The 12,596-nt window shown below is 72.9% G+C and carries 4 protein-coding genes and 2 pseudogenes; 2 read left to right on the top strand and 4 right to left on the bottom strand.

Annotated features, from left to right (window positions below; all coding sequences use genetic code 11):
- Positions 1-228: 228 nt before the first annotated feature.
- Positions 229-896: pseudogene (locus tag BZY54_RS52510) on the top strand (transposase); the annotation flags it as partial.
- A 338-nt stretch (positions 897-1,234) separates the two neighbouring features.
- On the opposite strand, the gene BZY54_RS40180 reads toward BZY54_RS52510, so the two are convergent.
- The 3 genes from BZY54_RS40180 to BZY54_RS40175 all read right to left on the bottom strand — a co-directional run bounded on the left by BZY54_RS40180 (position 1,235) and on the right by BZY54_RS40175 (position 6,712).
- Complete coding sequence (locus BZY54_RS40180) at positions 1,235-1,660, bottom strand: hypothetical protein (RefSeq protein ID WP_143668237.1); 426 nt, start codon at positions 1,658-1,660, stop codon at positions 1,235-1,237.
- 209 nt (positions 1,661-1,869) lie between these two features.
- A complete protein-coding gene (locus BZY54_RS54890) occupies positions 1,870-2,001 on the bottom strand; it encodes a hypothetical protein (RefSeq protein WP_279634751.1) in 132 nt (43 codons plus the stop codon).
- Between the two features lie 16 nt (positions 2,002-2,017).
- On the bottom strand, positions 2,018-6,712 hold the full coding sequence (locus tag BZY54_RS40175) for a cation-translocating P-type ATPase (protein ID WP_167414151.1): 4,695 nt from the start codon (positions 6,710-6,712) through the stop codon (positions 2,018-2,020).
- A 522-nt stretch (positions 6,713-7,234) separates the two neighbouring features.
- Here BZY54_RS40175 and BZY54_RS40170 point away from each other — a divergent pair.
- Positions 7,235-11,779 carry a cation-translocating P-type ATPase gene (locus BZY54_RS40170; protein ID WP_244217570.1) on the top strand — a complete coding sequence of 1,515 codons (4,545 nt, stop codon included), beginning with the start codon at positions 7,235-7,237 and terminating at the stop codon, positions 11,777-11,779.
- Between the two features lie 131 nt (positions 11,780-11,910).
- Here BZY54_RS40170 and BZY54_RS55705 read toward each other — a convergent pair.
- Positions 11,911-12,165: pseudogene (locus BZY54_RS55705) on the bottom strand (three-helix bundle dimerization domain-containing protein); the annotation flags it as partial.
- Positions 12,166-12,596: the final 431 nt, after the last annotated feature.

The raw sequence follows: 12,596 nt of genomic DNA, 5'->3' as shown, positions 1-12,596 counted from the left end.
GACCGGGGAAGTGCCGACGCAACGTGTCCAGATCGCGGACCCGGACATGCGAAACCGCCTCGATCAGCTGCTCCGCGAGAGCAGGGGAGGTCAGCGACCATTCATGGGTCCGCACCTCGGGCGACACGGCACACCCTCTTCGGCGGCGTTGGGCTACCGCCTTTTCCCACCCCATACCCGGTGCTACCTCATCGATTCGCGCGGGCGGCATGACCGGTTCTGGTAAGGCAGATCTCCGACGCCCACCGCTACTGCACCGACATCCTCATCCGCACCGACAGCACCGGATCTGTGAAGGCTTCCTGGCCCACATCCGCGACCTGCGCTCGCGCGGGATCCGCGCCTGCTTCTCCGTCGGCTGGTCCACCACTGAACCGGTCCGCCAAGCGATCCGCCACCTGCCGGAGCAGGTGTGGCATCCCGCTCTCGAGCAGGACGGCTCCCTGCGTGGCGGTTGCCGAGGTCGCCGAGCTGACCGGCCTGCCCGGCCTGCCCGACGGCACCCGGATCCTGGTCCGCCGTGAGCGCCCCCACCCCGGCGCCCAACTGTCCCTGTTCGACTTGGCGGCCGCGCCCGCGTCGAGGACCGCATCCGCTGCGGCAAGGCCACCGGATTCGGCCGCTTCCCGTCTCGCCATTTCCCGATCAACATCGCCTGGCTGGAGCTGTCCCTGGCCGCCATCGACCTGCTCGCCTGGACTCAAGCCCTCCTACTCGGCGGCGAGTTGGCCAGCGTCGAGCCGAAGAAGCTCCGCTATCGGCTGCTGAACGCCGCCGCTCGCATCATCGGCGGCGCCCGACGCCTGCACCTGCGCATCGCCGCCACCTGGTCCTGGCGCCACCACGTCGCGACCGCCTTCGCCTGGCTGCAGGCCCTGCCCCGACCCGCGACCTGAACCGGCACGACTGTCCCTGCCCGTCCACGACCCGAGGACCTCTTGGAGAACCCGACCGCGTCGGGCCCCTTGGCATGCCTCGCGAACGCCTGCGGTCAGCAGGAAGCCTCCGACACGATCAACCCGTTTCCAACCGCGGCCAACTGAAAGGGGAGGCTAGAGGTACCGGTGTGTGGGAGCGACACGTCGGAGTACCTGGGGCTGGCGGGCCGTACGGCCGTCGAGTTCAAGTACGTGACCCGGCAGTGGTCGGGGCATAACCGGGACGCCTCCCGAGGAGTGCGCCTTGCGTGGGCACGGCGTCGGGACCACCGGCGTGCACGGCGTGAATGCGTCAGTCAGGCCATCGCTGCTTGTCCGGGCTGGGCGGCCTCCGTCCGGGCGGAAGGCTCGGTGCCGGGCTGCCGACGCTGCTCCTCCGCGTGCTCGGCTCGCTTCCGTGCCGCCTGCTCGCGGGTGATCACTTCGGTGGCGGCGCCGACGGCGATGGCGATCGGCCACTCCAGGGCTCCGGCCACGGCCATGCCGCCCAGGAGTCCGTAGCAGGTCAGCTTGCGGAGTGAGGGGATCCGCGAGGAGGCCCCACGGGCTCGGGCTCCCTGGAACATCTCGCCCGGAGTCACGTAAGGGATTGGAATCCGGGGGTGCGCGGTGTGCAGGTGCACCACCTTGGCCATCGGGCCCGCCTGCCCCTGCGCCTGCTCCTGTCGGCGCTCCGTAGCCGCTTCGGGGGCCTGCTGCGCCGGTTCTGCCGTGGGGGGCATCTGTGCCGTCGACGTACCGGCCGCGTCCGTCCGGGGTGTCTCACCCGGCGTCGGTGGTGTTTCTCGCTGAGGTTCTGGCCGCATCTGTGGCGAGGTCATCTCGTCCTCCCGTGGTGGGGAGCTTGCGTGGTCTCCCTTCGGCCACGTTCCATCCTTGGAGGTCAATAAACGAGATGGACGGATGAGAAGGACCAGATGCGAATGGCCGATCAGGCGTGAGCGGTCGCCGACTCCCCGCCGGCGGTGAACGCCTTCCAGAGCTGGATGGACAGGCGGAGCAGGGCGGCCTCGAGCAGGGCGATCGCCACCTGGGTCAGAATCGTGGTGAGGACGTGCGGCATGGCTGGCCGTCTTTCATCAGGATTGCGCTGGGGACCCCTCCTTTGTCCGGTTCCACGGCTTCCGGAAGGCGGCAACCACATCACCCTCAGGTGAACTTTCCCTTTCCGGAGTGGCACGCTCCCCGACCCGCCCCGGCCGACGGGTGACGCCGGTCACCACGGTAGGCAGCACCACGGATCCCGCCGCCGACGTCAGCGCGATCGTCCAGCCCGCGGGGCCCAGGGGCCGGCTGCCGAAGAAGTGGCTGAGCCCTGGCACCGTCACCACCACGCCCAGCACCACCAGAGACCCCACCGCCGCCGCAGCGACCACCGGGTCGCGGCCCGCGTCCTGCAGCGTCTGGAGCAACTGGGATGTGACGAGGGCGACCAGGGCGACTGTGTCGGCGCGCCCCCGGGTGCCGGTCGCCCGTGCGACCACCCAGGCCACGGCGGCCGCCGCCGTGGTGACGGCGGCACGCAGCCGGATGTGGCGCGTGAGGGCCGCGCCGAGCGAAGCCTCGGGCCCCTCTGCAAGCAGTTTCCCCGGCTGGTCGGCCGGCGGCCGGGCGGCGATGGTCATGGCGGGCAACATGTCCGTGAGCAGGTTGACCAGAAGGAGCTGGCGGGCATTCAGCGCACTGCGCCCGGTGAGCAGACTGGTCGCCAGAGTGAAGACGATCTCCCCGAGATTGCCGCCGAGCAGGATGCCCAGCGCCTTGCGCACCGAGGCCCACATGGCCCGGCCCTCGACGATGGCGTCGACGATGGTCTCGATGCGGTCGTCGGTGACCACCACGTCGGCGGCGGAGCGGGCCGCCGGAGTCGCCCGGGAGCCGAGTGCGATACCGACGTCGGCGATCCGGATGGCGGGCGCGTCGTTGGCGCCATCGCCGGTGACAGCGACGATCCGGCCGGCCGAGCGCAGCGCGGTGACGATGCGGACCTTGTGCGTCGGAGTCACCCGGGCGAACACCGTGATGTGCGGCAGGGTCTGCACGAGCGCGGCATCGTCGAGGGAGTCCAGCTCCTCCCCGGTCATCAGCCGCGGTTCCTCCTTCGGCTGCAGTTCATTGGCGATCGCGGCGGCGGTGCTGGGATGGTCCCCGGTGACCATGACGATCCGCACCCCGGCCGCGGCGAGCCGGTTGACGCTCTCGGCCGCCGCGGCCCGTACTGGGTCGGCAAGTCCCAGAAGGCCCAGCAGGCACAACCCGTCGAGCTCGTCGCTGACTTCCGCAAGATCGGCGAGCGCGGCGTCGTCCTCCGGCGCGCCCGGAGGCAGGACGTACTCGGCGACCGCGAGGACCCGCAGGCCCCGCTGGGCCAGCCGGTCGACCTCCGCCTCGATCTCCTCCTTCCGCCCGTCGCGGAAGGGCGCGCTGGCGGCGCCCCTGCGGATCCGGTCGCAGCGGGCCAGTACGACCTCGGGTGCGCCTTTGACGACGATCCTCGCCCGGTCGCCGGAGCGCCCCAGCACGGCGTGGAAGCCGCGACCAGGCTCGAACGGCAGCTCAGTCACCCGGTCCCAGGTGGCCGAGGGGAGCCCGGCGGCCCGGGCGGGGGCGGCACCGAGCGACTCGGCCCCGGCCGCGATGGCACGGTCAGTGGGGTGGGCGAGCGTCGCGGCGGGGCCTGACGGACCCGCCAGGGCCGCCGTGGCGAGGACCCGGCGCAGCGCCGGGGTGAGCCGGTCGGGTGGCCGACGCTCCAGCCCGTCGGAAACATGCTGGAGGCTGATCCTGCCCTCGGTGAGCGTGCCGGTCTTGTCGAAGCACAGCACATCGGTGCGGCCGAGTGCCTCGATGGTGGAGGCGCTGCGTACGAGGGTGTTTCGGGTGGACAGCCGGCGGGCCGCGCCCAGCTCCGCGACCGTGGCCACGAAGGGCAGCCCCTCGGGCACGGCGGCGACGCACAGGCTGACCGCGGACCCCAGGGCGGCGCCCAGAGGCCGCCTGCGCAGCAGGTCGACGGCGAAGAGGGCGGCGCCCGCCGCGATGGACAGCGGCAGGAACCACCGGCCGAGGCCCTTCAGCCGTCGCTCCACACCGCTGTCCGGCGGGCCTTCCAGAGGGGTCGCCTGCGCCGCGCCGCCCGCCTCGGTGGCGGTCCCTGTGGCGACCACCACGGCGAGCGCGCGACCAGCCGCCACCGTCGTCCCCTGGTAGAGCATGGAGGTCCGGTCCGCTACAGCCCGGGCCGCACACGGCGCGGCGGTCTTCGCGACCGGCAGCGACTCTCCGGTGAGGCTGGACTCGTCGGCCTCCACACCCTGCGCCTGCACCACCCGGCAGTCGGCCGGCACCGCGTCACCGGCCTGCAGCTCGATCACATCACCGCGCACCAGGTGCTCAGCAGCCGCCTCGACGGCCTCGGCCCGGTCCGCGCGGCGCACCCGCACCCACACCGAGGTCGCCTCGACCAGCCGCTCGGCCGCCTGGTCGGCCTTCTGCCGCTGCACCCCGCCAACCAGCGCGTCCACTCCCAGGACCCCGCCGATGAGCACGGCGTCCAGAACAGAGCCGAGCGCCGCCGCGATGCCGCTGCCGATCGCCAGGACGGGCGTGAGCGGATTGGCCATCTCCTCCGCGAACCTGCCGATCAGCGTGACGGCACCGTCGTGCCGGTCCCGGCCCTCGAACTGCCGGCGCCGCGCGGCCTCGACCTCGTCCAGCCCTCGGGAGGAGGTGCCGAGCCGCGACATGACCTGACGCACCGTCATGGCGTGCCATGGCGTGCGCTCGATCGCCGCCGGAGCCGGGCGGCCGCTCAGCCGCCAGCCCGCCCAGAAACCCGCCGCGAGCCCGGCGATGCTCACCGCGTCGGTCACCAGGCGGGCCCGCGCCCAGGCCCCCGGGCGGGGAACGAGAAGGGCGAGGGCCGAGCCCGCGAGAGCGCCGACGCTTTCCACGCGGGTGCACAGCACGCTGACCCGCCGGGCCTCAGGCAGGGCGGTCAGCAACAGATGGACGGCATCGGGCGGGGCGGCGACATGGGCCTCCCACGGCACATGTCGCGGACCGGCCAGCACTCCGATCCCCAGGTCCGCACGCACGAGGGCGCGCCGGGTCCGTGCCGACACCACGGCCACACCGTGGCCCTGCGCCTGAAGGGCGCGGACCAGCGCGGCCGTGCGGCGGTGGCCGGTGGGAGCCGCCTTGGGGAGCCCGAGCCGCAGGTGTAGACCGGACGGGCCGCCCACCAGCCGCACATGGCCGCACTCATGCGCCGCGCGCACCACGTGGTGGGCCAGCGCATGCAGTTGGGGGACCAGGCCGGCCACGGCGACCGGCATGCCGTCCCGCAGGACGAGCAGGACGTGCGCCCCCTCCTCGGCCCAGCGCGCCGCCTGCGCGGCCGTCTCCTCGGACACCACGACGCCGCCCGGGACGGTGTCCGCACCGGTGTACGGCCGCAGCGTCCAGCCTGCCCGCTGCGGCGGCCGCGCGGGGCCGGCGCCGTGCCGGGGCCACCACCCCGGAGGGCCGCCCGGCTCGATCAGCTCAAGGATCCGTGCGTGGATCTCGTCGTCATCCGGGCCGTCCTCGGCGCCGTAGGGGCGACGTTCGCCGTTCGGTTCGGCCTTCCCCTCGCCCGGCCGCCCGCCGGACGGCGCCAGGCGCACCAGGCTCTCGATCGTCCACCCGCCGGTTGCCAGCACCCGGGCGTCGAGGACGACTGTGTCGATCCGGTCGAGGCGGCGCAATGCTTCCGGTCGCAGCACCAGCGCGCCCCGGTCGGAGACCACCCGCGCCACCGAGCAGGCGAACGACTCCCGGCCGAACCGGGGGCCTCTCGGTGTCCCGGCGGTCAGCAGCGCCAGCGCCTTGTCATGGCTGAGCGTGCCGACCCCAGTGAGCCCGTAGGCAGCGAGGGACACCGGCACCGCCACATTGGCGTACCGCTCGCTCGCCGCGGGTGGCAGCGGGGCGGGCCGCTCCTGCGCCGGCACCGCAAGGTGACGGTACGCTCCCTCGTGCACGGCCAGCCTGCGCGACCAGTTCCCCCAGACCCTGCGACGGGCCTGCACCTCCGCGTACCGGGCACCGGCCAGCACAGCGGTCGCCGCAGCGCCGACCGGCCGGAACGTCAGCGTCGTCAGAAGCAGGTTCGCCGCGACCCAGGCCCGCTCCGCGGCCTCCTCGCCGAGCCGGCCGGCGATCCCCTCGCGCAGCCGCGGCGTAGCCTGGACGAGCTCCACCGCTGAGATCACCACGGGATGAAGGCCGCGCAGCCGCAGCGCGTTGCCGACCGACGCCACCCCGACCGCCGCCAGGCCCGCACCGAGGTGAACAGCCGCCTCGATCACCTGTCCCGCCGCACCGGGGAAACCGACCGGGCGCCGCACCCGCCGCGCACCGGCACCCGGCTCACCCTCGCCGTCGGTTCCCGCCTCGCGCGCGGCGGCGTCCGCCGCGGAGACCAAGGCGACGACGCGCTCCAGATCGGCCTCCGGCTCGCAACCGACGTACACGCAGCCCAGCGTGCCGTTCACCTCGGCGCGGTACACCCCCGGCATCCCTCGCAGCGTGGTCTCCACCTCGCGTGCCGCGCCGGCCGTCCCGGGCTGCCCCAGGCGACGGACATCGATCTGCACGCCGCCGGGCGTCCGCCAAAGCCGGGGCGCAGGGGACCGCAGCAGGGACCCGACCACCGGCAGCGCCGCCGGTACGCCGCTCAGCCACTCGGCGGCAGAACGGACTGGTCCGAACAGCGCTGGGCTGGACGGCATGAACCGGGAGCGTACGGACGAGGAGAGCACTGGCCAGCTCACATGGCCTCCACCATCGGCCGACAGGGTCCATGGCCAGCGTCCCGGAGGACACATGGCTGACTCCAGTATGAGCAGGTTTCACCGGTATCCGCGGATTGGTAGTCAGGTGGCGGTGGCGCACGGTCTCGTTCAGTGTCGTGGGGACCGTGCGGTTCGCCTGGCGGGGTGCCGGCGCGTCCAGGCGGCTGCGTCTGCTTTGCAGCCGTTGTCGGGTTTTGTGATGTTGGTTTCTGGTGCTGCAGCGCTGTGGCGGTTTTGGACATGTACGCGCGGAATGTGCCCTGGCGAGTGCGGTGCTGTTGCTGGACGAGTGAGAGCGAGTTGTTGGTGCCACCGTGGAGCGGGCTTCCTCTTCCCTGGCTGGGCGTGGTTCTCCGGCCTATGCCGGCGGCGCTCACCGCGCCCGTGCGTACGGCCGCGTCGGCTGCGGGACAGGCGCGGGCCGCGTTGGTCGATACGGCGCAGAGGGGGCGGCGCGCGATGGGGGGTGTGGTCGCGGGTGTGCCGGCCGGACTTGCCGAAGCGGTGAGTGTGCTGCTGGACGCGGGTGAGGACCGCGGGCACCGGCGGGTGTGGGCCCGGCCGGGCCGGGCCCACATCGAGGTACGCGGACTGAACGGGCGCGGGGAGCGGCATGAGCGGCTGGCTCGCGAGGTGACCGGTGCGCTGCGGCGGGTTCAGGGCGTGACCTGGGCGGAAGTGAATGCGGCACTGGGGCAGGTGGTTGTCGGTGCCGAAGAGGACCGCCTGGACGTGGACGGGCTACTGGAGTTGGTGGAGAGCGTGGAGGAGGCGCACGGCTGTGGTGGGGAGCCGTTCGCGGGCAACCGTCCGCATCCACCGTTCGACACCGTCCCGGCCGTGCTGGCCGGGACGTCGCTGGTCGCGGACTCTTTGGGCCTGCTGATGGCCGCAGCTCGCCAGGTGACGCCACTTCCCGTGTTCTCTCCGGTGCTGCGGTTGCCCGTGGTCATGGCCGAGACCCAGCCGCGGCTGCGCAGGATGCTGGAAGACCGCCTGGGTCGGGTGCACGCCGAGATGGTGCTCGCGGTGGGCCACGCGTGCGCGCACGCCGCGACGGCGGGTGTCGCACCGCTGGTCCTGGACGGAGTTCAGCGCGTGTGGCAGCTGGCGGAGATCCGCGCCCGGCAGACCGCCTGGCACCGGCTGGAGAGGGAGCTGGTCGGTGTGGCGGGGGAAGGTCTGCCGCGGCACGCCCGAGAGCGACAGCCCCGACCGGTGCCGTTGCCGGCCGGGCCGGTGGAGAAATGCGGAGAGCAGACCTCGCTGGCCTCTCTACTGGGCGCGGCAGGCGTGTGGGCCTGGGCCCGCAGCCCCGAGGCCGCCGCGCAGGCGATCCTGGCCACCGTGCCGAAGGCCGCAGGCATGGGGCGGGAGGCGTTCTGCGCGCAGTGGGGCCGGGACCTGGCCCGGGACGGTGTGGTCCCGATGAACGGGGCGGTCCTGCGGCTGCTGGACAGGGTCTCTGCCGTGGTGATCGACTCGGCGGTCCTGTGCACGACTCACCCGAGACTGCTGTCGGTGACTGCCACGGGCGGCCTCGACGAGGCCGCTGTATGGGCCGCCACGCAGACGTTGCTGGCAGACCTCTCGCCGCGTCGACTGTGCGGCCCCGGCCCGTGGAACGACGTTCGGGGCTGGCGGCTGGAACGCACCGCCGACGCGCCTCAGGCCCGGCCGGCCGCCCCCTCGGGGCTCCCGCTGGACCTGCGCGCCCCGGACGGCCGGTACGCGGGCCGGGTCCTGGTGGGCTGCGACCTCGACCCGCTGGCCGACGCCGTCGTGACCGCGGCCCGTTCCGGCCGCCGCCGCCTGCTCCTCACCGAGCACGTCTCCGCTGCCGAACTGCTCCCGTGGGCCGACCAGACCCTGCCGTTGTCCACGCCTCTGGACGAGCAGGTACGGCGCCTGCAGCAGGACGGGCAGGTCGTCTTGCTGATCAGCACGGCCGAGGACCGTGCGCTGGCCGCCGCCGACATCGGCGTCGCCGTACTGCCCGGACCCGGAACCGACTCTGTCGGGGCGCCGGGAGTGTGGTCGGCGGACCTGATCTGCAGCGGCGGGATGGCGCAGGTCTGGCGGATCACGTCCGCGCTGGACGACGCCCGCCAGGTCAGCAGCAAATCGGCGCACCTGTCGATGGGCGGGTCCGCCCTGGGAGCTCTGATCGCGGCGGTGGGTACCCGCCAGGCGGTGGGTGGCCTGACGACATCCCCGGTGTACGGGGCGGCCTTCCTTGCCCAGTTCGGCGGCATCAGGGCCGCCCGCCGCCTGGCCTGTCGCCCCCTGCCCCCGGCCCGTATTCGCGGCGTCTGGCACGCCCTCGGGGCCCGCGAGACCCTCCGCATCCTGACGGCCCTCGACGAGGCAACGGCCGGACCGCCCGCGGCTGAACCAGCCACGGGGACCGTCCGTCTCCTTGGCGATGCCGGACACGCCGCGGCCGTTGCCACCGGTCTGGCTCCGCTGACCCGGTGGGCGGGGCAGCTGCTGAGCGCGGTGCGCGAAGAACTCCGGGACCCTCTCACCCCGGTGCTGGCGCTGGGCGCGACCGCTTCCGCGGCTGTGGGGTCGAGCATCGATGCAGTGCTGGTGGGAGGAGTGATGGCCGGCAACGCCGTCGTGAGCGGCGCACAGCGGCTGCGAGCCGAGCGCGCCCTGGCCGGTCTTGTGCTCACCCAGAACATCCGTGCTCGGCGGGTGGTGTGGACACCCCCTGCCGTCGTGGAAGGGCTGGAGGCCACGCCGCTGTCGGACCGGGTGCGGTTCTTCGCAGGACTGGACACGGCCGCGGTGCACAGCCTCCCCGCGCGGGAACTGCGGATCGGGGACGTGATCGCACTGGGCCCCTCGGACGTCGTTCCCGCGGACGCCCGGCTGCTGGTCAGCGACCGCCTGGAGATCGACGAGGCGGCCCTGACCGGCGAGCCCGCGCCCGTCGCCAAGGACCCGGCGGCCACCCCCGGGGCGGAGCTGGCCGAACGGTCCTGCATGGTCTACGAAGGCTGCACGGTGCTGGCCGGCAGCGGCTACGCGGTGGTCGTAGCCACAGGAGCGCAGTCAGAGGCCGGGCGCGCCGCCGATCTGGCCGGCCATGCAGCCACCCCGCCCGGCATCGAAGGCCATCTGGCCGCCCTGACCAGGACGGCGCTGCCCGCCGTCGGCATCGGCGGCGCCGCGGTCACCCTCCTGGGACTGATGCGGGGCATGCCGGTGCGCGAGGCCCTGGCGTCCGGAGTGGCCGTCGCGGTCGCCGCCGTTCCCGAGGGCCTGCCGCTGGTCGCCACCATGGCCCAGTCCGCCGCCGCCCGCCGCCTGTCCCGTCACGGCGTCCTGACCCGCTCCGCCCGCGTCCTGGAAGCCCTCGGCCGCGTCGACGTGGTCTGTTTCGACAAGACCGGCACCCTCACCGAAGGCCGCCTGACCGTCACCCGCCTGGCCACACTCGACCACGACGTCCTCGTCGACAGCCCCGCCGGGCAACGCCTCCTACGCACCGCCGCACGGGCCTGTCCGCGACCTACCGACGGACGGCCTCTCGCCCACGCCACCGATCAGTCCGTCGTCGACGCCGCAACCGCCCAGTGCCCTCCGGACCACGCCTGGCAACCCGGCGCCGAGCTCCCGTTCGAAGCCAGCCGCGGCTACTCCGCGTCCCTGGGCACCGACGCAGGACGGCCCTGCCTCGCCGTCAAAGGCGCTCCCGAGACCGTCCTCGCTCACTGCACCACCACGGTCGGGGCCACCGGGAAGGACGGACACGAGAGCATCGTCCCCCTCGAACGGACCCGGCTGCAGGCCGCGCACCGCCTCGTACGCCACCTCGCGGGCGACGGACTGAGGGTCCTGGCCGTCGCCCAGGGCGCGCCTGCCACCGCGACTCAGCCCGCCGACCACCTGGCCGAACTGGTCGGTGAACTGACCCTGCTGGGCTTCTTGGCGATCGCCGACACTCCCCGGCCCGGTGCGGCCGACACTGTCAAGCGCCTCACCGACGCGGGTGTGCGGGTCATCATGATCACTGGTGATCATCCCGCCACCGCTGCGGCCATCGCCTGCGACCTGGGCATCCCACAAACCGACACCGTACTGACCGGGGCCCACCTCGACGCCCTGCCCGAACCGGAACGCATCCAGGAGATCGACAGGACCTCGGTCTTCGCCCGCGTCTCCCCCGAGCACAAGGTCCGCATCGTCCAGGCCCTGCAACAGACCGGGCACGTCGTCGCGATGACCGGCGATGGGATCAACGATGCCGCCGCCATCCGCCTGGCCGACGTCGGCATCGGCCTGGCCGCCCACGGCTCCGCCTCCGCCCGTGCCGCGGCCGACCTCGTCCTCACCGACCCCGATCCCACCCGCATCCTCGACGCCGTCCACGAGGGCCACACCCTGTGGCACAGCGTCCGTGATGCGGTCGCGATCCTCCTCGGTGGCAACGCCGGTGAAGTGGCCTTCACCGTGCTCGGCACCGCCCTGTCCGGCCGCGCCCCGCTCGGCACCCGCCAACTACTCCTGGTCAACCTCCTGACCGACATGCTGCCCGCCCTCGCCGTCGCACTCGCTCCCGCCCGCACCCCCAGGTCCGGAGGCGCCCCCTTCGCCGCCGGACCGATGCCCGCGCTCATGGGGCCCGATCTCGCACGCCTCCTCGTCATCCGTGGCGCCGCCACCACACTCGGTGCATTCAGCGCCTGGCAGACCGGGCGCCTCACCGGGCTGCCACGCCGCGCCAGCACCATGGGCTTGGCCGCCCTCATCACCACCCAGCTCGGCCAGACCCTCATCGCCGACTGGCACAGTCCCCTCGTGCTGGCCACCGCAGCGCTCTCCGCAGCCATCCTGATCACCATCGTCCAGACTCCTGGCCTCAGCCACTTCTTCGGCTGCACTCCCCTCGGCCCCGTCGCATGGACCACGGTCACCGCCTGCGCCACCACCGCCACCCTCGCAGCGGCGGTCACCCCTCGCTTCCTCCCACACCTCACCCCCAAAGTCCCGTGAACGACACGGCCATGGATGGCTGGTGGAGCCGGTCGACTCCCCGCCTGAACCCACAGGAGGAAGGCGCATGATCCAGGAGGTGGTCTTGCGGGACTCGGGATGTCGTGCCCGGACCGGCCACGCGCGTCTCGGAAGGGATCGTATGCAGCGGTCACTTCTGCTCTGATCCGCTCCCGTGAGTACTGGTCCGCGTAGGTGATCTCCAGCCGTTCGACGATCTGCCGGATGGCTTCGTCCTCGCCCGCATCGGTGGACCGGGGTTCTGCCGGGGTGCGCGCCGGGACTACCTCCGTCCCCCCGCTGATTCCAGGAGGTGCATCTCTGCGCGTGTGAAGCCAAGGCCTGTTCCCCCCGATCGCCCGGCGACGGGCGCCCGGGGGGAACATCAGGCGGCCGATCACGCTGGAGTCATACGTCTGGTCTAAGGGTCGGGCTGGCAGTCCGCGACCCGGGACGGCGTTATCCACAGCCTCCCGCGCGGTCGGCCGCCGAGCATCTCACGGCGTCTGCCGTTCCTCAGACAGGTATGTACGGTGACGTACGCCCCGGGCGACCTGAGCAGCGTGGGTCGAGATCCTCCAGGGTCGGGACCTGCAGCACACGGGTCTCCTTACACCCGTGTCCCTGCGAAGGCGGATGGCCAGGCGGTCGCCGAGCGCGCCCGGCAGGAGCGGGCGACCGCCAAGCGCGTGGCGAAGGGCGGGTTACGAGCGCGAGGTGCACGCCGATCGCGCAACTTGGCAGCACCAGTTGAAGCGCGCGCCCGCTCTGGAGCAGTGGGAACCCCGAGCTGGCAACCATCCGGACAGGGGGCCGA

The organism is Streptomyces carpinensis (genome assembly GCF_002154505.1).
Taxonomy (GTDB): Bacteria; Actinomycetota; Actinomycetes; order Streptomycetales; family Streptomycetaceae; genus Streptomyces; species Streptomyces carpinensis.
This window is presented reverse-complemented; position numbering and strand designations above follow the sequence as displayed.